The organism is Allostella sp., assembly GCF_041913585.1.
In the GTDB taxonomy this organism is placed as follows: Bacteria; Pseudomonadota; Alphaproteobacteria; order ATCC43930; family Allostellaceae; genus Allostella.
Map to the genome: position 1 here is coordinate 22795 of NZ_JAYSFE010000002.1, position 19947 is coordinate 42741.

General features: G+C 71.8%; 19 protein-coding genes. 11 read left to right on the forward strand and 8 right to left on the reverse strand.

The genetic code is table 11. The annotated features are described in order from the left end of the window. Window positions 1-2 precede the first annotated feature (2 nt). The 3 genes from ACE3Q3_RS00815 to ACE3Q3_RS00825 all read right to left on the reverse strand — a co-directional run bounded on the left by ACE3Q3_RS00815 (window position 3) and on the right by ACE3Q3_RS00825 (window position 3054). Window positions 3-818, reverse strand: a complete 816-nt coding sequence (locus ACE3Q3_RS00815) for an ABC transporter permease (protein WP_374440354.1) — start codon at window positions 816-818, stop codon at window positions 3-5. Between the two features lie 31 nt (window positions 819-849). Continuing rightward, a complete protein-coding gene (locus tag ACE3Q3_RS00820) occupies window positions 850-1869 on the reverse strand; it encodes an extracellular solute-binding protein (protein ID WP_374440358.1) in 1020 nt (339 codons plus the stop codon). A gap of 72 nt (window positions 1870-1941) precedes the next feature. After that, on the reverse strand, window positions 1942-3054 hold the full coding sequence (locus ACE3Q3_RS00825; protein WP_374440361.1) for an ABC transporter ATP-binding protein: 1113 nt from the start codon (window positions 3052-3054) through the stop codon (window positions 1942-1944). Window positions 3055-3100: 46 nt separating this feature from the next. On the opposite strand from ACE3Q3_RS00825, the gene ACE3Q3_RS00830 reads away from it, so the two are divergent. The 8 genes from ACE3Q3_RS00830 to ACE3Q3_RS00865 are packed head-to-tail and all read left to right on the forward strand — an operon-like array spanning window position 3101 to window position 10934. Beyond that, window positions 3101-4465, forward strand: a complete 1365-nt coding sequence (locus tag ACE3Q3_RS00830; protein ID WP_374440363.1) for an aspartate aminotransferase family protein — start codon at window positions 3101-3103, stop codon at window positions 4463-4465. A gap of 46 nt (window positions 4466-4511) precedes the next feature. Then, complete coding sequence (gene gpmI, locus ACE3Q3_RS00835; protein ID WP_374440366.1) at window positions 4512-6089, forward strand: 2,3-bisphosphoglycerate-independent phosphoglycerate mutase; 1578 nt, start codon at window positions 4512-4514, stop codon at window positions 6087-6089. Between the two features lie 34 nt (window positions 6090-6123). Further along, window positions 6124-7515 (forward strand): peptidoglycan DD-metalloendopeptidase family protein, encoded by a 1392-nt coding sequence (locus ACE3Q3_RS00840; protein ID WP_374440369.1) that lies wholly within the window; start codon window positions 6124-6126, stop codon window positions 7513-7515. Beyond that, on the forward strand, window positions 7512-8840 hold the full coding sequence (locus ACE3Q3_RS00845) for a S41 family peptidase (protein WP_374440371.1): 1329 nt from the start codon (window positions 7512-7514) through the stop codon (window positions 8838-8840). Before ACE3Q3_RS00840 ends, ACE3Q3_RS00845 begins: the two co-directional genes overlap by 4 nt. Window positions 8841-8869: 29 nt before the next feature. Beyond that, on the forward strand, window positions 8870-9352 hold the full coding sequence (locus tag ACE3Q3_RS00850) for an RNA pyrophosphohydrolase (protein ID WP_374440509.1): 483 nt from the start codon (window positions 8870-8872) through the stop codon (window positions 9350-9352). Continuing rightward, entirely contained in the window at window positions 9349-9792 is a 444-nt protein-coding gene (locus tag ACE3Q3_RS00855; RefSeq protein ID WP_374440374.1) for a metallopeptidase family protein, read from the forward strand. Before ACE3Q3_RS00850 ends, ACE3Q3_RS00855 begins: the two co-directional genes overlap by 4 nt. Then, window positions 9789-10121, forward strand: coding sequence for a GNAT family N-acetyltransferase (locus ACE3Q3_RS00860; protein WP_374440377.1), 333 nt, complete (start codon window positions 9789-9791; stop codon window positions 10119-10121). Before ACE3Q3_RS00855 ends, ACE3Q3_RS00860 begins: the two co-directional genes overlap by 4 nt. 24 nt (window positions 10122-10145) lie before the next feature. After that, entirely contained in the window at window positions 10146-10934 is a 789-nt protein-coding gene (locus ACE3Q3_RS00865; protein ID WP_374440380.1) for a hypothetical protein, read from the forward strand. A gap of 6 nt (window positions 10935-10940) precedes the next feature. Here the strand turns inward: ACE3Q3_RS00865 and ACE3Q3_RS00870 are convergent, their stop codons facing one another. Beyond that, the gene (locus tag ACE3Q3_RS00870; RefSeq protein ID WP_374440383.1) at window positions 10941-12359 is read right to left on the reverse strand and encodes a class I adenylate-forming enzyme family protein; all 1419 of its coding nucleotides are present in this window, start codon (window positions 12357-12359) and stop codon (window positions 10941-10943) included. Between the two features lie 133 nt (window positions 12360-12492). Between ACE3Q3_RS00870 and ACE3Q3_RS00875 the strand changes: the two genes are divergently transcribed. Then, entirely contained in the window at window positions 12493-13515 is a 1023-nt protein-coding gene (locus tag ACE3Q3_RS00875; RefSeq protein ID WP_374440385.1) for a TauD/TfdA family dioxygenase, read from the forward strand. Between the two features lie 31 nt (window positions 13516-13546). Next, window positions 13547-13816 (forward strand): acyl carrier protein, encoded by a 270-nt coding sequence (locus ACE3Q3_RS00880; RefSeq protein ID WP_374440387.1) that lies wholly within the window; start codon window positions 13547-13549, stop codon window positions 13814-13816. A gap of 1 nt (window position 13817) precedes the next feature. On the opposite strand, the gene ACE3Q3_RS00885 is transcribed toward ACE3Q3_RS00880, so the two are convergent. After that, complete coding sequence (locus ACE3Q3_RS00885; RefSeq protein ID WP_374440390.1) at window positions 13818-15359, reverse strand: amidohydrolase family protein; 1542 nt, start codon at window positions 15357-15359, stop codon at window positions 13818-13820. Window positions 15360-15440: 81 nt separating this feature from the next. Between ACE3Q3_RS00885 and ACE3Q3_RS00890 the strand changes: the two genes are divergently transcribed. Next, window positions 15441-17045, forward strand: a complete 1605-nt coding sequence (locus tag ACE3Q3_RS00890; protein WP_374440393.1) for an ABC transporter substrate-binding protein — start codon at window positions 15441-15443, stop codon at window positions 17043-17045. 12 nt (window positions 17046-17057) lie between these two features. Here the strand turns inward: ACE3Q3_RS00890 and ACE3Q3_RS00895 are convergent, their stop codons facing one another. The 3 genes from ACE3Q3_RS00895 to ACE3Q3_RS00905 are packed head-to-tail and all read right to left on the reverse strand — an operon-like array spanning window position 17058 to window position 19819. After that, the gene (locus ACE3Q3_RS00895) at window positions 17058-17987 is read right to left on the reverse strand and encodes an ABC transporter substrate-binding protein (protein WP_374440396.1); all 930 of its coding nucleotides are present in this window, start codon (window positions 17985-17987) and stop codon (window positions 17058-17060) included. Window positions 17988-18002: 15 nt separating this feature from the next. Beyond that, entirely contained in the window at window positions 18003-18869 is an 867-nt protein-coding gene (locus ACE3Q3_RS00900) for a carbohydrate ABC transporter permease (RefSeq protein ID WP_374440400.1), read from the reverse strand. Continuing rightward, the gene (locus ACE3Q3_RS00905) at window positions 18866-19819 is read right to left on the reverse strand and encodes a carbohydrate ABC transporter permease (RefSeq protein WP_374440403.1); all 954 of its coding nucleotides are present in this window, start codon (window positions 19817-19819) and stop codon (window positions 18866-18868) included. The genes ACE3Q3_RS00900 and ACE3Q3_RS00905 overlap by 4 nt, the downstream gene beginning before the upstream one ends. Window positions 19820-19947: the final 128 nt, after the last annotated feature.

Here is a 19947-nt window from a genome sequence, read left to right on the forward strand (position 1 = left end):
CCTCACGCGGTCCGGGCCGCGATCGCGCGATAGACGCCATAGAGCGCCAGCGTCGCGGCGAGCAGCAGCGTCGAGATCGCCGCCGCCAGTTCCCAGCGCGGCATCTGGTTGATGAGGATGTCGAGCATGTTGGAGATCATCGGCACCCGCCCGCCGCCCAGGATCGCCGGCGTGACGTAGAAGCCCAGCGTCAGGATGAACACCAGCACCAGCCCTGCCGCGAAGGCGGGCAGCGAGAGCGGGAAGAACACCCGCCAGAAGATGGCGCGGCGCGGGGCGCCCAGCGTCGCCGCCGCCTGCAGCAGGCGCTCGTCGATCTTCAGCATCGCCGCGAAGAGCGGCAGGACGAGGAACGGCAGCAGCACGTTGGTGGTGCCGATGGTGACGCCGAGCTGGTTGTAGAGGAAGGAGACGGGCCGGTCGGTCAGCCCCAGCCCCATCAGCGAGCGGTTGACGATGCCGTTGTTGCCGAGGACGACGATCCAGGCGTAGGTGCGGACCAGGATGCTGATCCAGAACGGCAGCAGCACCAGCGTCACCACGACGAGTTGCGCCCGTCCGCCGAGGCCGCGCATCCAGTAGGCGAGCGGATAGCCGATCAGGCCGCAGACGGCGGCGGTGACCAGCGCGATCTGGAAGGTGTTGCCGAGCACCCGGAAGTAGATCGGCGATTCGACCAGTTCGGCCCAGTGGGCCACCGTCGGGTGCGGGGCGAGCACGCTGCTCGCCAGCATGAGGAGGATCGGCACGTCGAACGCGACCACCATCAGCACCAGGAGCGGCACGACATAGCCGCCGGCGTTCCGTCCGATCCGCAACCGACCCTCCCCCTGCTCCGTCAGCCCGCGGTCACAGGCTCAGCTTGAACTGCTGCCAGCGCTTCTCGATCATGTCCGCATTGTCGAACCACCACTTGACGTTGTGGATGACCTGCTTGTCGCGGTGGACGGTCGGGTATTCGCCGAGCCTGTCCTTCGGCAGCATGGCCGGCAGTTCGGGGCTGGGACCGGTGTAGGAGATGATCTTCGCCGCCTCGAGCTGGGCCTTGGGCCGGCTGAACTCGCGCAGGAGCCGCATCGCGGCCGCCTTGTCGGCCTTGTTGGCGCCCTTGGGCACGACGAGATAGGCGAGGTCGAGCACCGCCTGCTCGTAGGTGTAGGAGATGCCCTTGATGCCGGCGACGCGGCCGGAATAGGAGGCCGCGTACTGCACTTCGTTGTCCTGGAGGAGCTGCGGCGGCTGGGCGCCCGCACTCCACCAGACCGCGACGTCCTTCTTGATCCGGTCCATCGCCTTGAAGGCGCGGTCGACGTCGAGCGGGTAGAGCTTGTCGGCCGGCACCCCGTCGGCGAGCAGCGCGTAGACGAGGCCGTACGGCCGGTCCTGCATGGTGCGCTTGCCGGGGAAGTCCTTGGTGTTGAAGAAGTCGGCCCAGTTCTTCGGCGTCTTGGCGTCGCTGCGCCAGGCCATGAGGGTCGAGTAGTACTGCCAGCCGAAGCCCATCGGGTCCTTGGCCTCGGGATACATCGCCTCGGGCTGGATGGCATCCCAGTCGAGGGGCTCGATCAGGTTGAGGGCCTTGGCCTGCTCCATCCCGGTGCTGCCGAGCTCGAAGAGGCAGATGTTGGTCTGGCCCGCCTGGACCAGGCTGCGCAGCTTGCCGAAGGTGTTCGGGCTCTCGCGCACCACCTTGATGCCGGTCGCCTCGGTGAAGGGCTTGATGTAGGGCTCCATCGAATCGCCGGACTTGCCGCCGGCCTCGATCATGCGGATCTCCTTCACGCCCTGGGCGCGGAGGATTCCAGGAGCGGCGAGGCCCGCCGCCAGGGCGCTGCCGGTCGCCAGCAGTTCTCGTCTCGTCAGGCGCATCGCATCTCTCCTCTGCGAAGGGCGGCACCCGGGGGCTCCGGAGCGCCGCAGGGGTAAATCCGTCGCGTTGCCTCAGCCCGGGCCGCCCTCGGGCAGGAGCCAGACGTCCTCGGGCGCCCAGGTGACGCGCACCCGGTCGCCCGTCGTCGCCCGCTGGTCGCCGTCGGCCGCCGCCGCGATCAGTTCCGGCCCGGCGTCGGAATCGAGATGCCAGCGGCGGAGATGGCCGAGATAGACGTCCTGCCGGACCCTGGCCGCAATGCCGTCGCCGCCGCCGCCGTTCTCGGGCAGGAGCCGCACCCGCTCCGGCCGCACCACCGCCACGGCGGCGGCGCCGTCGGACCGGCCGCCGGTCGCGCAGGCGACGAGTTCGCCGGTGCCCAGCCGCAGGCCCCGGCCCGCCTCGACCTTGCCCTCCAGCAGGTTGGCGAGCCCGAGGAAGCCGGCGACGAAGCGGTTGGCGGGACGGCGGTAGACCTCGTCGGGGGTGCCGACCTGCTGCGTCGCGCCATGGTCGAGGACGATGATCCGGTCGGAGAGCGAGAGCGCCTCCTCCTGGTCGTGGGTGACGAGCAGCGTGGTGATGCCGAGATCGCGCTGCAGCGCCTTGAGCTCGACCTGGACCTCCTCGCGCAGCTTGCGGTCGAGCGCGCCCAGCGGCTCGTCGAGGAGCAGGATGTCCGGCTCGAAGACGAAGGCGCGGGCCAGCGCCACCCGCTGCTGCTGGCCGCCCGAGAGCTGCTGCGGCTTGCGCCGCGCCAGCCCGTCGAGCCGAACCCGGGCCAGTGCCGCCGTCACCTTGGTCTCGATCTCCGCCTTGGGGCGGCCGCGGACGGCGAGCGGGAAGGCGACGTTGGCGAACACGTCGAGATGCGGGAAGAGCGCGTAGGACTGGAAGACCAGCCCGATCCGGCGCTGCTGCGGCTCGAGATTGGTGACGTCCCGGCCGGCGATCAGGATGCGGCCGGCCGTCGGCGGCACCAGGCCCGCGACCAGGGACAGGATCGTGGTCTTGCCCGAGCCCGAGGGGCCGAGGATGGTCAGGAACTCGCCTTCGGCGACACGGATCGACAGGTCGCGCACCGCGTGGACCGGCCCGTAGCGCTTGGCGACGCCGTCAAACTCGATCGCGCCCAACAATCCCTCCGGAAGGATGCCGGCCGCATGGCCGGTCGCGGCCGACATCTGCTATGAGAGTTGATCGAATGATTGCCTCCTGCCGGAGACGCCGATGAACAGCAAGTTCGATGCCACCCACCCCGCGTCGGACCGGCGCAACTCGACCGCGCGGTCGCAGGCGCTGTTCGAGCGCGCGCTCCAGGTGATGCCGGGCGGCAGCACCCGGGCCACGATCTTCTTCCATCCCCATCCCCCGTACGCCGCCCATGGACAAGGATCGCGCATCGTCGACGTCGACGGCAACGTCATCCTGGATTTCACCAACAATTTCTTTTCGGCAATCCACGGGCATGCGAACCCCAGGATCGTCGCGGCGGTCACCGAGGCGGCGGCCCGGGGCATCAGCTTCGGCCTTCCGACGGAGGTCGAGGTCGACCTGGCCGAGCATATCTGCGCCCGTTCGCCGGTCTTCGAGACGATCCGCTTCTCGAACAGCGGCAGCGAGGCGGTGCTGAGCGCGATCAAGGCGGCGCGCGCCTTCACCGGCCGGCCGGCGATCGCCAAGATCGAGGGCGCCTACCACGGCAGCTACGATCATGTGGAGGTCAGCCTCGACTCGAAGCCCGGGAACTGGGGAGAGGCGGCGCCCGCCGGCACCAAGTATGCCCGCGGCACGCCCGACGCGGTCGTCGGCGACACCGTGATCCTGCCCTTCAACGACGCCGACGCCGCGGTGCGTCTGCTCGAGGCGCACGGCTCGCGGCTGGCGGCCCTGCTGTTCGACCCGCTGCCCTCCAGGGTCGGCCTGATCCCGGCGACGCCGGGGTTCGTCGCGGCCATCCGCGAGGCGACCCAGCGCCTCGGCATCGTCCTCATCGTCGACGAGATCGTCTGCTTCCGCCTCTCGCACGGCGGCGCCCATCCGCTGTGGGACCTGAAACCCGACCTCGTGACGCTGGGCAAGATCATCGGCGGCGGCCTGCCGATCGGCGCCGTCACCGGCCGCCGCGACATCATGGAGATGTTCGACGTGCGCCCCGGCAAGCCGGCGGTGCCGCACGGCGGCACCTTCACCGCCAACCCGGTGACGATGGCGGCCGGGCTCGCCAGCCTGCGCCAGCTCGACCAGCCGGCCTACGACCACCTGAACCGCCTCGGCGACCATTTCCGCCAGCGGGTGACGGCGGCGATCGCCGGCACCGGTCTCCCGGCCCAGGTCACCGGCATGGGCTCGCTGTTCCGCATCCATCCGCACCGGCGGCCGGTGCACGACTACCGCACCGCCTACCCGACCGACGCCGAGAAGGCGCTGATGGGGCGGCTGCACCCGTGGCTGGTCGAGCAGGGCTTCCTGCTGACCCCCAACCTCTCCGGCGCCCTGTCGACGCCGATGACCGAGGCCGAGGTCGACGCCGTCGCCGAGGCGCTGGCGGAAGGCTTCGCCTGGGCCGCCGCCGCCGGCCGCGCCGCCGCCTGAGCGGCCGGCCCTACCGGGCGGACCGGCCATCCCCTATATTCCGGGGATGACTCCGAAACGCCCGAAGCCCGTCGTCCTGTGCATCCTGGACGGCTGGGGCCATCGCGACGGCGGTGCCGACAACGCGCTCGCCCAGGCCCGGCTGCCGAACTGGCGCCGCCTGATCGCCACCTGCCCGCACGGGCTGCTCGACGCCTCGGAAGAGGAGGTCGGGCTGCCCGGCGGCCAGATGGGCAATTCCGAGGTCGGCCACATGAACATCGGCGCCGGCCGCGTCGTCATGCAGGAACTGCCGCGCATCACCCGGGCGCTCGCCGACGGCACGGTCGCCCGCAACCCGCGCTTCACGGCCTTCGTCGACCGGCTGAAGGCATCGGGCGGCACCGCGCACCTGATCGGCCTCCTGTCGCCGGGCGGCGTCCATTCGCATCAGGACCACATCGCCGGTCTCGCCCGCCTGCTCGACCGGGCCGGCGTGCCGGTCGCCGTCCACGCCTTCCTCGACGGCCGCGACACCCCGCCCGAGAGCGCCGTCGAGGCGCTGGCGGCCTTCCGGGCCGCGGTCGCGGACTGTGCCCACATCCGCATCGCCAGCGTCGCCGGCCGCTACTACGCCATGGATCGCGACCGGCGCTGGGACCGGGTCGAACGGGCTTGGCGCGCCCTGGTCCTCGCCGAAGGCGCGCGCGCCGCCGATGCCGGAGACGCCGTCCGCGCCAGCTACGCCGACGGCAAGACCGACGAGTTCGTGCTGCCGGTCGTCCTCGGCGACTACGCCGGGATGACGGACGGCGACGGCCTCCTGATGGCCAATTTCCGCGCCGACCGCGCGCGCGAGATCCTGGCGTCCCTGCTCGATCCCGCCTTCGCCGGCTTCGTACGGCCCCGCGTCCCGAAGTTCGCGGCCGCCCTCGGCATGGTCGAGTATTCGTCCGACCTCGCCCGTTTTCTCGCCGCCCTGCTTGAGCCCGAGGAACTGCGCGACACGCTGGGCGAGGTGGTGGCGAAGGCGGGACTGCGCCAGCTCCGCATCGCCGAGACCGAGAAGTACGCGCACGTGACCTTCTTCCTCAACGGCGGCGAGGAGCGCGAGTTCGCGGGCGAGGAGCGGATCCTCGTTCCCTCGCCCAAGGTCGCGACCTACGACCTGCAGCCGGAGATGTCGGCGGGCGAGGTCACCGACCGGCTGGTCGACGCGATCGCCAGCGGCCGCTTCGACCTCGTCGTCGTCAACTACGCCAATCCGGACATGGTCGGGCACTCGGGCATCCTCGCCGCCGCGGTGAAGGCGGTGGAGGCGGTCGACGCCTGCCTCGGCCGGCTCGAGGCCGCCGTCCGGGCGGCGGGCGGCGTGCTGCTGGTCACCGCCGACCACGGCAACGCCGAGCAGATGCTGGATCCGGAGACCGGGGGACCGCACACGGCGCATTCCATGAACCCGGTACCGATCGTCATGACGGGCGGCCCGGCCGTGGCGGCCCTGGCGCCGCCGGGGGGCGGCCGCGGCCGGCTCGCCGACATCGCGCCGACGATCCTCGCCCTGATGGGCCTGCCCCGACCGGCCGCCATGACCGGTCGCTCGCTGCTCGCCGCGATGGCGGAGCGGCGGCGGGCCAGCGCCTGACCGCCGCGCCGGCCCGCCCCCTCCCCCCCCCCCCGTGCCCGCCATCCGCGCCCGCCGGTTCGCGACCGCCCTGCTGCTGGGGACGCTGGTCGCCGTCCCGGCGGCGGCGCAGGACCCGCGACGGGAGCTGCGCGACGTGCAGCGCTCGATCGAGGCGGAGCGGGCGCGACAGGCCGAGATCGAACGGCGGGCCGAGACGCTGCGGCGCGAGATCGAGCGCCTGCGGGCGGAGTCGATCGCCGCCGCCCGGGCGCTGCAGAGCGAGGAGGGCAACCTGTCGGGCGTCGAGGAGACGCTGACCGCCCTCGACGACGAGATCGAGCGCCAGGAGCGGCTCCTGTCGGAGCGGCGGCACAACATCGAAGCGCTGGTGACCGCGCTCGCGCGGCTGACCCGGCATCCGCCGGAGGCGCTGCTCGCCCTGCCGACGAGCCCGGTGGAGACGGCGCGCACGGCGAGCCTGCTCGGCCGCGTCGTGCCGATGATCGCCCAGGAGACCGCCCGCCTGCGCCTGGCGCTGGCCGACCTGCGCGAGCTCCGGCTCGAGACCGAGGCCAAGCGGCGCCAGGCGGCGACCGGCCGGGCGGCGGTCGAGCGGCGGCGCAAGGCGCTCGACGGCCTGATCGCGCAGCGGACCGCGGCCCGCGGCGAGGCCGAGGCCGAGGCCCGGCAGCGGGCCCAGGAACTCCAGCAGATGGCCGCCCGCGCGAGCGACCTCAAGGAGCTGATCGTGCAGGCCGAGGCCGAGGCGCAGCGCCTGCGCCAGGAGCAGGAGCGGCAGCGGCAGGCGGCCGACGCGCAGCGCCGGCGCGAGGACATGGCGGCCGAGGAGGAGCGCCAGCGCGAGATCGCGCGCCAGCAGGCGACGCGGCAGCAGGCGACACTGCATTCGTCGGAGACGCTGCGCCTGGAGGCCGAGCGACTGGTCGCCGACCAGCGGCGGGCCGCCGACCGCCGCCGCGACGAGGACCGCCAGGTGGCGACCGCCGCCGCCCTGCGCGCGCCGACGATCCGCGCCTTCGATCGCGCCCGCGGGCAGTACCTGCTGCCGGCCGCCGGCGCGGTCCAGCGCAACTTCGGCGACGATCTCGGCTACGGCCAGCACAGCCGCGGCATCACGCTCCGGACCCGGGCGGGCGCCCGCGTGGTGGCGCCGTTCGACGGCCGCATCCTCTTCATCGGGCCGTTCCGGGCCTATGGCGAGATCCTCATCATCGAACACACCGGCGGCTTCCATTCCCTGGTCGCGGGCCTGGGCCGCACCGACGGGAGCGTCGGCCAGACCGTGCTGTCCGGCGAGCCGGTCGGAATCATGTCGACGGATGGCGAAGAGCGGCCGAGGCTCTATATAGAGCTGCGTCGAAACGGAACCCCGATCGACCCCCAGCCCTGGCTCGCGGCCGGCGAAGGCAAGGAAAGCGGATGATGCGCAAGACCCTCCCCTGGGCCATCGCTGGCATGGCCCTCGTCTGGACCGTGATGCCGGCCGGTTCCCAGAACCGCGGCAACGGCAACGACACCTACCGGCAGCTCAACCTCTTCGGCGAGGTGTTCGAGCGGGTGCGGGCGGACTATGTCGAGAAGGTCAGCGACGAACAGCTCGTCGAGGCCGCGATCAACGGCATGCTGTCCTCGCTCGACCCGCATTCGAGCTTCCTCAACGCCAAGAACTACAGCGACATGCAGGTGCAGACCCGCGGCCAGTTCGGCGGGCTCGGCATCGAGGTCACGATGGAGAACGGGGTCGTCAAGGTGGTGTCGCCGATCGACGACACGCCGGCGGCACGCGCCGGCCTGCGGCCCAACGACCTCATCACCCATCTCGACGGCGAGCCGGTGCTCGGCCTCAGCCTGCCCGAGGCGGTCGAGAAGATGCGCGGACCCGCCGACAGCGACATCAAGCTGACGGTCCGGCGCGGCACCGGCGAGCCGTTCGAGCTGACCCTGACCCGCGCCGTCATCAAGGTGCAGTCGGTGCGCTCGCGCGTCGAGGACGACATCGGCTACGTGCGCATCACCAGCTTCACCGAGCAGACCGACAGCGGCCTGAAGAACGCGGTCCAGCGGATCAAGGAGCAGGCCGGCGGCAAGCTGAAGGGCTACGTCCTCGACCTGCGCAACAATCCGGGCGGCCTGCTCGACCAGGCGGTCGCGGTCTCGGACGCCTTCCTCGAGAAGGGGGAGATCGTCTCGACCCGCGCCCGCAAGACCGACGACGGGCAGCGCTACAACGCGCGGCCGGGCGACCTCGCCGACGGCAAGCCGGTGGTGGTCATCATCAACGGCGGCTCGGCCTCGGCGTCCGAGATCGTCGCCGGCGCGCTGCAGGATCACCGCCGCGCGGTCGTCCTCGGCACCCGCAGCTTCGGCAAGGGTTCGGTGCAGTCGATCATCCCGCTCGCCGGCCACGGGGCGATGCGCCTGACGACGGCGCGCTACTTCACCCCGTCGGGCCGCTCGATCCAGGCCAAGGGCATCGATCCGGACATCGTCGTCGAGGCGGCGCGTATCGAGAAGGTGGCGCAGGGCCCGTCGCGGCGCGAGGCCGACCTGCGCGGCGCGCTCGCCAACCCCGACCAGCCGCCGCCCGGCGCCCGGCCGGTGGCGCCGGCCAACCGCGCGCCGACGACGACGCCGACGCCCGACTCCGGTCCGCAGGGGCCGGTCAGCCCCGAGGAGGACTATCAGCTCCAGCGGGCGCTCGACATGATCCGCGGCATCGCCCTGTTCCAGGCGCGCGCCGCCAACTGACCGGCCGGGAGCGCGCGCAATTGGTCAGCCTGACCCCGGACGCCCGAACGAGCCTGCCGTATCGCCGCGGCGTCGGCATCATGGTGCTGAACCGCGACGGCCGGGTGCTGGTGGCGCAGCGCATCGACATGCCGAGCGAGGCCTGGCAGATGCCGCAGGGCGGAATCGACAAGGGCGAGAGCCCGATCGAAGCCGCCCGGCGGGAACTCTGCGAGGAGATCGGCACCTGCAACGGCGATTTTCTCGGCGAGAGCCGGGACTGGTACAAGTACGACCTGCCGGCGGAACTCGCCGGCAGGCTGTGGCGCGGGCGCTTCCGCGGCCAGACCCAGAAATGGTTCGCCTTCCGGTTCGCGGGCGACGATTCGGAGATCAACCTGGAAACCGAGACACCCGAGTTTCTCGCCTGGAAATGGGTCGAGCCGGTCGAAGTGCCGCAGCTGATCGTGCCGTTCAAGCGCGACATCTACGCCGCGATCCTCGAGGAATTCGCCCCCTACTGGTCCCGATGAGCGGATTTCCGAGCACCGCACCCACCTTGGCCGACATCGAGGGCCTGGGCCGGATCGGCCTCCAGTCGATCCCCTGGGAGCTGCGCCAGCACGCGCGCGACGTGGTCATCCGGGTCGAGGACTTCCCCGACGAGGAGACCGAGGACGAAATGGAGCTGGAGAGCCCCTTCGACCTCCTCGGCCTCTATCGCGGCGTGTCCATGCTGCACAAGAGCGTCTCCGACCCGGTGCCGCACATGGACATGATCTTCCTCTACCGCCGCCCGATCCTCGACCTGTGGTGCGAGACCGGCGACGATCTGCTGCACATCGTCCGCCATGTCCTGATCCACGAGATCGGCCATCATTTCGGCTTGAGCGACGAGGACATGGAGCGGCTGGAGGAGGAGGCCGAGGCGGAGGAGACGTCGGCCGCCGTCGGCGACCTGCCACGCGCATGAGCACCGGGAGCCAGCCCGAAGAGCCCGCCGTCCGCGACAATGCGGAGGCGCGGCGCTTCGAGCTCGCGGCCGAGGGACGGATCGCGTTCGCCGAATACAACCGCCTCAGCAGCGGCATCGTGCTGACCCACACCGAGGTTCCGCCCGAGCTCGAAGGGCGCGGCTTCGCCTCGGCGATCTTCCGCTTCGTCGTCGCCCGGCTGCGCGAGCGCGGCGAGACCGTGATGCCGGTCTGCCCGGTCTTCGCGCTGTGGCTGAAGAAGCACGCCGAGGCCCACGATGTCGTCCATCCGTCCTACCGCAGCGCGCTCGGCATCCCCGCGGCCTGAGCGCGAGATCTCCGGACGCCGCGGTTGTCGCTCGACGAGTTTGCCGCCTTCCGCTGCGACGCGCCGCTCGACACGGCGCTCTTCTTCTATCATGTGCCCAAGACCGCCGGCACGACGGTGGAGGCGGTGTTGCATGCGCTCGCGACCGAGCGCGGCCGCACCTTGCGCCTCGTCCCGAGGGCGGTGGGGATGCGGGAGCGGCCCCCGCCGGCCGGGTTCTTCGAGGACGAACGCCCGCTCGCCTACGCCGGGCATTGCTGGTTCGGCGCCCATCGCTGGGTCGGCCGCCCGGTCCATGCCTGCACGGTGCTGCGCGAGCCCGTCGAGCGCGTCGTGTCGGAGTATCTGTGGCGCAACGCCAACCGCAACCGCGCCGCCTCGGCCGACGATTTCCGCCACTATCTCGACAACCTCGCGCTCTCCAACCTCGCGACGCGCCTGCTCGCCGGCGAGAGCGAGATCGACTGGCGGTCGGTCGACCGGGCCATCGCCCATCTCGGGTCCTGCTTCCTCGTCGGCCGCACCGAGCGGCTCGCGCCGTTCCTGTCCGCGATCCTCAGCCTCTATGGCGGGCCCTCGGTGCGGACGAGGCCCGCCAAGCAGCAGCGCGACCCCCGCAAGGCGCAGCTGATCGAGATGTTCGGCGACGAGATCGCGCGCCGCAACGCCTATGACCGGACGCTCTACGACTATGCCGAAGCCCATCTCTTCGGCCGTGCCGACGCGCTGCTCCGCGGCTTTTCCGAGCCCGCCCCGCGGCGGGTGCAGGTCGACAATCCCAACGGCAAGCAGTTCGTGGTGCGGGACGATTAGGCCCGGCTAGGCCGGGGCGGGCCGCTCCGCCGCGCCCGGCAGCACCCGCTTCAGGACCTTGCCCTGACCGCTGCGCGGCAACTGCGCCAGGATCGTCACCTTGCGCGGCGCCCGCAGGCCGAGGCGCTCGCGCGCGAACGCCATCAGGTCGCGCTCGCTCGCCGTCGCCTCCGGGCGCAGTTCGACCGCGGCGACCGGAATCTGGCCGTGGACGCCCGACGCCACCGGATAGGCGGCCGCTTCGCGGACCGCGGGATGGGCCTCCAGCGCGCGCTCGATCTCGCCGGGGAAGATGTTGATGCTGTTCAGGACGATCATGTCGTCGGACCGGCCGTGGAAGGTGAGCATGCCGTCTGCCGCCATCGACATGAGGTCGCCCGGCTGGAACCAGCCATCGCGGAAACAGCGCGCCGTCGCCACCGGATCGCCGATATAGGCCGTCACCATGCCGGGAGCGCGGATGCGCACCTCGCCCACCGCGTCGGGGCCGGCCGGGCGGCCGGACGCGTCGACGATCACCACCTCCATGCCGGCAAGCGGCCTGCCGACCCGTTCGGCGTCGGGCGACTGCTCCTCCGGCGCCGCCATGCAGATGCCCGGCATGCCGCCGATCTCGGTCGCGCCGTAGGAGATGAAGAGCCGGCTCGTCACCCACTCGCGGAAGTCGGCGCGCAGGCCGTTGGAGACGCGCGAGCCGCCGATGCGGACGGCCGTCCCCTCGGGCAGGCGACCGTGGGCGGCGCTGGCGCGGACGAGGTCGCGCGCGTGATAGGCGCTCATGTCGAACCAGGTGACGTCCTGGTCGCGACAGAGCTGCTGCAGCGATGCCTCGCCGCCCGCCCGGAAAACGCAGGCACCGCCGTGCCACAGACAGTAGAGGCGCAGGCGCTTGCCGTTGTTGAACTCGACCGGCGCGAGCTGGAGGATGCGGTCGGCGCCGTAGTCGGCATAGGCGATGGACGCCTGGGTCGCGATCTGCGCGCCGCTCAGCGACACCAGCTTGACGTCGCCGGTGGTGCCCGACCCCGGCAGGACGATCGCCGGCCGGTCGTCCGGGCCGGACGCCGCCGCTTCGACGGTGCGGGGCCGAGCCAGCCGGGCGACCGTCCCGCCCGCCGTGACATGGCAGGTGACGCCGACGCGCGCCGCGAGCCGTTCGCGCAGTCCCGGCGGGTCCTGGGTTCCGAGCGTGATCTGCGCCGCGCCCGCGCGCATCAAGGCGAGACAGACGACGAGATGTTCAATCTCGTCGCCGATGGTCAGGCCCGCGACATCGCCCGGACCGACGCCGATATGGGCGAGGGCGCGGGCCGTGTCGGCGACGCGTTCCATCAGCCCGCCATAGGGGACGATCTCGGTGCCGCGGACGAGGGCGGCCGCTCCGGGGCGCTCGCCCGCGAGTCGATCCAGACGATCGAGAAACATTCCGCCCTGCCTCATCCCGCCGCCCGGACCGCGGGCGATATGAGCCCGCCCGCCGCCTCCTTGGCAAGCGGCCGCCATACCCGCTGTTGCCGATTGCGTGGGGAGGACCGGCGACGCTACGTTCGCCGCCGACATGGCGAGCGAGACGACGACCGGCAGCGACCCGATCACGGCGGCAGGCGATCGCGGCTGGCTGGCCGCGGCGGCTGCCGACCCGGATTTCTGGTCGATGCGGCTCGACCCGGCGGATCTGGCCGGTTGCGTGCCTCCCGATACGCCGGACAGCTACCGCGCCCCGCCGTCGAGCGTGGTTCCGGCGCCGTCCGGCGCCGCCATGCAGGCGATCCTCGACCGGCTGGAGCGCGGGCCGGGCTTCGTCGTGCTGCGCGGCTTTCCCGTCGCCGACGCCCTGCCGGACGAACTCGACCGCCGTTTCTGGGGCTTCTGCCGCAGCCTCGGGGCACCGCTGCCGCAGACCCGGGACGGCGACCGCCTGGTCCGCGTCGCCCACGATCCGGAGACGGCGGCACGGCAGATCGGACGCTGGTACGGCAGCCGCGAGCGCCTCACCTTCCACACCGACCGCTGCGACGTGCTGGTGCTGCTCGTCGTCCGCGCCGCCGCCGCGGGGGGCGTGACCCGGATTGCGAGTTCGGCCGCGATCGTCGCCGAACTCGCCCGCGAGCGGCCGGACCTGCTGGCGCTGCTGATGCAGGACTTCTGCTGGCGGGTGCCGGAACGGCCGGTGGCGGGCGCGCCGCCCTTCTTCCGCCAGCCCGTGGTGACCTTCGCCGAGGGCCGGCTGTCCTGCTGCTACAACCGCTTCCAGATCGAGGCGGGGCACCGCTATCCCGGCGCCGGCGCGCTGACGCCGCAACAGGCCGAGGCGCTCGACCGGTTCGAGGCGCTGGCAGAGAGCGAGCGGTTCGCGTTCTCGGTGCGGCTGGAGCCGGGCGACGTCCAGCTCGTCAACAACCACGTCGTCCTCCATGCCCGCACCGCCTATGCCGACGGCGGCGATGCGGACGCGCGGCGCGAACTGCTGCGCGCCTGGCTCTCGGTCGCCGGCAGCCGCCCCCTCGCCCCGGAGCGCGCCGCGACCTTCGGCGACTGCCGGCCGGGGCGGGTCCGCGGCTTCTATCCCGCCGCGGCCTAGGCGCGGCCAATCCAGGCGAGGGATCGCGACGATGGACGAGGCGGCGAGAATTCGGCAGGTGCTGGTGGACGGGCTGGAGATCGGCAGCGTCGCCCTGATCTACGAGCCTTCGGTGCGGGGGCCCTTTCTCGCCGGCGCGGCCGACGTCCAATTGGAGCGGCTGGAGATGGACAGCCTCGCCCGGATGGAGCTGTGCATCGCCATCGAGGTCGAGACCGGGGTCTCGCTGACTCCCGACGACCTCGCCGCCTATGCGACGCTGGGCGACCTCGCCCGCCACATCGAGCGCAGCGCGGCGTAGCTCAGCCGTGGCGGTGGCCGCAGCCCTCGGGCCGCGGCCGCTCGCCGTCGTCGACGAACCGGTGGACGTGATAGGGCTCGGCGCCCATGGCGGCGCAGAACGAGCCGACGACCGGCTCCAGCGCCTTGGCCATGCGGTGGGCGCCGTCGTTGGCCGCGCGCAGCCGCTCCATCGCCGCCTCGCAGCGGTCGATCAGCCGGTCGATGTCGACCGTCGTCACCCGCCCGGCCTCGACCACCATCCGCCCGCCCACCATCACCGAATGGATGCCGGTGCCGTCCTCGGCGTTGACGATCTGCAGCGTCGGATCGTTGAGCGGGACGTAGTTGAGCGAGCGCCGGTCGAGGAAGACGATGTCGGCCAGCGCCCCCGGGGCGATGCGCCCGATGTCGCCGAAGCCGAGCGCCCGGGCGCTGCCCTCGGTCGCCATGGCGAAGACCTCGTCGGCCGCGAGCCAGCGCCGGTAGTCCGGCCCGCGCACCCGCGAGGTGAAGGAGGCGAGCCGCATCGCCTCGAACATGTTGAGATTGTCCGAGCAGGTGCGCGAATCGGTGCCGATGCCGACCGTGACGCCGTGGTCGCGCATCCGTCGCACCGCGGCGAGTCCCGAGCCGTAGCGCATGTTGCTGGCCGGATTGTGCGCCACCGTCGCCCCCGCCCCGGCCATGCGGCGCATGTCCTCGTCGTCGAGCCAGACGCCGTGGGCACCCGTGAAGTCCGGCCCGAGGACGCCGAGGCCGTCGAGATGGGCCGTCAGGGTCCGCCCGTAGCGGCGCATGCCGGCGACCGCCTGGACCTTCGACTCCGCGAGGTGGGTGTGCAGGCCGACGCCGTGGTCGCGGGCCAGCCCCGCCGCCCGCCGCCAGAACTCGTCCGAGCAGTGCAGCGGGATGGTCGGCGCCAGCGCCATGCGCACCCGGTCGCGGTCGAAGGCCCAGCCGTCCAGCGTGCGCCGCGCCGTCGCCAGCGCCGCGGCCCCGTCGTCGTCGCCGCCCGGCCCGCGCGCCAGCGCCTCGCGCGCCTCGGCCGGCAGCGCCTCGAGCAGCCCGGGGATCGCCCGGTAGAAGGACTGCGAGGCCATCAGCGGCGCCACCACGGCGCGGATGCCGGCGTCCCGGTAGGCGCGGGCGACCGCGTCGAGGCCCTCCTGCGACGGCGCGGGAAATTCGTAGAAGAGATCGTAGCAGGCGGTACAGCCCTTGCTCAGCATCTCGACCGCGCCGAGGAGCGCCGACAGGTACTTGTCCTCCAGCGTCTGGTTGCCGCGGATCGAGGGGTTGAGATGGAGCGCCAGTTCGAGCGTCCACTTGTCGCCGGGGCTCCGCGGCAGGTTGCCGTGGCTGTGGGTGTGGGCGTTGACGAGGCCCGGCATCATCAGCCGGCCGGACGCGTCGACGACGGCGGCGTCGCCGGGCGCCGGCAGTCCCCAGGGCCCGATCTCGACGATGCGGCCGCCGGCGATCCGGATGTCCCGCGGCTCGACGCGATGACGCTGCGCGTCGACCAGCAGGCCGTTGCGGACGATCGTATGGGCGGGCGTCATGCGGGGCCTCGTGGACAGGGCGGTGCGAACCGTTTACGCGTGCCGCGACCGCCCGTGAACCACCCTTCGGGAAAGACCTCCATGCCATTCCGTCCGCTCCGGCTCGCCCTGGTGCTGATTGCTGCCCTCCTCGCCGCACCGCCGGGGCAGGCCCAGGACCTCCGGATCGGGACCCAGGTCGAGACGACGTCGCTCGACCCGCACTTCGCCAGCCTCAGCGCCAACCTCGCCCTGGCCATGCACGTCTACTCGGCCCTGGTGGAGCGCGACGAGGCGCTGCGTCTGAAGCCGGGCCTCGCCACCTCCTGGTCGCTCGTCGCCGATGACGTGTGGGAGTTCCGGCTGCGCCGCGGCGTCCGCTTCCATGACGGCGGCGAGATGACGGCCGCCGACGTCAAGGCCTCGATCGAACGGGTGGCGGCGGTCCCCAACAGCCCCTCGCCGCTGACCGGCTACACCAGGCGCATCCGCAGGGTCGAGATTGTCGATCCCCACACGGTGCGCCTCCACACCGAGGGCCTCTTCACGGCGCTGCCCCTCTACCTCTCCGGCATCTCGATCATGTCGCACCAGGCCCTCGCCGCCGCGGCGGGCGAGGGGCGCGAGGGGCCGCTCTTCGCCACCTCCGAGCAGATCAACGCCGGCCAGGGCGCGGCCGGGACCGGGCCCTACCGCGTCGTCGAGTGGAAGCGCGGCGAGCACCTGGTGCTGGAGCGGTTCGACGGCTATTGGGGCGAGAGGCCGGAATGGCGGCGCGTCGTCGTCGTGCCCATCGCCAACAACGCCGCCCGGGTGGCGGCACTGCTGTCCGGCCATGTCGACATCATCGACTATGTCCCGCTGTCGGACGTGGCCGGGCTGAAGCGCAATCCGCGGGTCGCCGTGCAGGACGCGGTGACGACGCGCATCATCTTCCTCGCCATGGACCGGCACCGCGACCGGGCGCCGCTCGTCGTCGACCGCAACGGCCAGCCGCTCGACCGCAACCCCTTTCACGACATCCGGGTGCGCCGGGCGATCGCCCTCGCGATCGACCGCCGCGCCCTGGTCGAGCGGGTGATGGAGGGCCATGCCGCCGCGACCGGCCAGATCATGCCGGCCGGCTTCCCCGGCTTCGATCCGGACCTGCCGACCGACCGCCACGACCCTGCCGCCGCTCGCCGGCTGCTCGCCGAGGCGGGCTATCCGGACGGTTTCGGCGTCACCCTGCACGCCCCGCGCAACCGCTACCCCAACGATGCCCAGCTCGCCCAGGCGGTCGGCCAGATGCTGGCGCGCGTCGGCATCCAGACCAGCGTCGTGGCGGTGCCGCCGGCGGCCTTCTTCCCGGCCTCGGGCCGGCTCGAATACAGCTTCCTGCTGACCGGCTACGGCATCGTCACCGGCGAGCCGTCGTCGTTCATGACCTTCAGCCTGCTGACCTGGGACAAGGAGCGCGGGCGCGGCGCCGGCAACCGCGGCCGCTACTCCAACCCCCGCCTCGACGCGCTCTACGACGAGGCGCTGGCGACGGTCGACCCGGCCCGGGCCGAGGCGCTGCTGCGTCAGGCGACCCGTGAGGCGGTGGAGGATGTCGGCTTCGTGCCGCTGCTCCACAACCTGCACAGCTGGGCGATGCGCCCCGACCTCGCATTCCCCGGCCGCACCGACGAGTTCACGCTGGCCCACCAGGTGCGGCGGCGGTAGCTCCCGGCGCTCCTACGCCGGCTTCCCCATGAAGGTGGCGAAGAAGCCGTCGCGCTCCAGGGCGGCGACGGGGCCGAGGTCGACGACGGATTCGGGCGCGACCGGTTCCGGGATGGCGCCCAGCCGGTGCAGGACGTGGCTGGCGTTGCGCATTCCCTCGAGGCTCGGGAACATCATGCCGCCCATCAGCCGGGCGAACAGCACCCAGGTGTCGGCGAGCACGCCGCGGTCGGGCTCGCCCGTGTATTTCGCCAGCGTCGCGATGCCGAACTCGGCGTCGGTGCGGAAGCGGTAGACGGCGCGGGCGTAGGCGCGGACGTAGCGCTGCACCGTCTCCGGCCGGGCGGCGGCGACGCGGCGGGTGGTGGCCGCACAGCTGTTCTGGAAGGCGACGTCGAGCCGGCCCAGGTCCTCGACCACCTGCCAGCCGCGCTTGGCGGCCTGGAAGGGTTCCGGCGCGTGCATGATCGCGACGTCGACCCGGGCGGCATCCAGAAGCCTGTCGAGGCGCGGGCCGTCGGTGCCGACGACGACGATCTCGGCATCCTTCGCCGGGTCCCAGCCCCAGCGCTCGAACGCCATGACGATCGAGCCCTCGTCGGCGTCGTTGCGGGCGACCACCCCCCAGCGCCTGCCGCGGAGGTCGTCGCGCGTCCGGAGGCCGGGCCGCGCCGAAACCTGCTGCGCCGAGCGGCCGATGGCCGAGGCGATGACGACGCCGTCGCCACCGTGCCTCCGGTTGGCCAGGATCAGTTCCGGCCCGACCGAGTTGGTGAACTCGACCTCGCCCGCGATCAGCGCCCGCATGGCGCTGGGGTGCCCCAGGATCGGCACCAGTTCGGCATCCAGCCCCTCGGCGCGGAAATAGCCGCCCTCGACGCCGGCGAACACCGGGGCGATGCCGGCGCCCCAGTGGGCGATGGCGATCCTGACCTTCTCCATGACGGACGGAAGCTCCTATTTGAGGCCGCTCAGGCCGAAGCCGCGGTTGACCCAGCGCTGCAGCACCGCGAACAGCAGGAAGACCGGGATCGTCGCCAGCACGGCGATCGACATCTGCTCGGTCGGCGGCGTGCCGTAGTCCTCGCCGAAGGCGACGAGGCCGAGCGGGAACGTGCGGTACTCGTTGACCGAGACGACGGTCAGCGGCCACAGGAACTGGTCCCAGCTGTCGCGGAAGGCGAAGACCGCCAGCACGGCCAGCGCCGGCCGGCACTGCGGCACGATGATCTTCCACAGGATGCGCAGTTCGCCCGCCCCGTCGATGCGCGCCGCCTCGATGTAGTCGGACGGGATCGACAGGATCGACTGGCGCATCAGGAAGATTCCGAACGCCTCGATGACCAGCGGCCCGGCGATGCCCTGGTAGCTGTTGAGCCAGCCGAACTTGTAGACGACGAGGAAGGTCGGGACGAGCGTCACCTCGAGCGGCAGCATCAGGGTGCAGAGGATCGCGAGCAGCACCCAGCGATCGCCCGGGAAGCGGAACTTGGCGAGGCCGTAGCCGGCCAGCGTGCAGAAGACGACGTTGCCGACCATGACGATGACGGAGACCACCGTCGAGTTGAGGAAGAAGGTCGGGAAGGGCGCCCGGCCGAGCGCATTCGGGTAGTTCTCCGGATGCCAGACCGACGGGATCCATTCCGTCGTCAGCTGGAACATCTTTTCGCCGGCCTGGAACGACGTCGTCGTCATCCACAGGATCGGCAGCAGAAAGGCCAGGGTCAGGGCCAGCAGCAGCGCGAGGCCGACCCACGGCTTCGTGCGCCGCATCCAGGCCGGCCAGGGACGGCGCCGCAGCGCCGGAAGGGACGCCGCCGTCATCCGTGGACCCGCTCGCCGCGCATGAAGAGCCGCATCTGGCCCATGGTGAAGACCAGCATGATGGCGAAGAGCACGACCGAGATCGCCGCCGCCTCCCCCATCTTCAGGTAGGAGAAGCCGGTCTCGTAGATCAGCATCGAGAGCACGCGGGTGGCGTTGCCCGGGCCGCCGCCGGTCATGATGTAGGGCATGAGGAAGATGCGCGCCGACAGGAGCGCCGAGATGACGACGACGAAGAAGATGGTCGGCATCAGCAGCGGCAGGGTGACGTGGACGAAGCGGTGGCGCACGGTCGCCCCGTCGATCTCGGCCGCCTCGTAGTAGTCCCGGGGGATCGCCAGCAGCCCGGCCAGGAAGACGACCATGAAATAGGGCGCGAAGCGCCAGGTGGTGACGGCGATGATGGCCGGCATCGCGGTCCGGCTGTCCGTCAGCCAGTCGACGCGGTCGACGCCGAAGGGCGCCAGGAGCTGGGTCATCAGGCCGAACGGATGCAGCAGGAAACGCCAGACGAGGCAGACGGCGATGATCGGCATCAGGTTCGTCAGGAACATCGCCATCATGCAGTAGCGCGCACCCGGGACCCGGCTGTTGATCGCCATGGCGAGGGCGAGGCTGACCACCGTGATGAGCGCGGTCGATCCGGCGATGTAGACGAGCGTGTTGGCGAGGCTGGCGAGGAACACGGGGTCGCCCGCCAGCTTGCGGTAGTTGTCGAGGCCGACGAAGGTCGGCGTCGACACCATGTCGTAGGACGTGAAGCTGAGCTCGATCGCCCAGACCATCGGCCCGAACTTGAAGACGAGGAAGAAGAGCAGCGTCGGCGCCACGAAGGCGATGCCCCAGAGGGTGATCCGGCGCTGGAAATGCAGCCGCCAGAACCGTCGGCGCGCCGGCCGCGGATAGGCGCCGGCCCCCGCCAGGCCGCCATGTCCCACACTGTCCGTCATCGTTCCTCGCCGGCGGTCGCCGCGGGGGGGCGGGGCCCCCCCCGGCCGTCCCGGGGTAAGCCCCGCGTGGACGCCGCGGGGGCGCGGTCGACCTCGGCCGCGATATCGTCCAGCGTCGCCTTGATGTC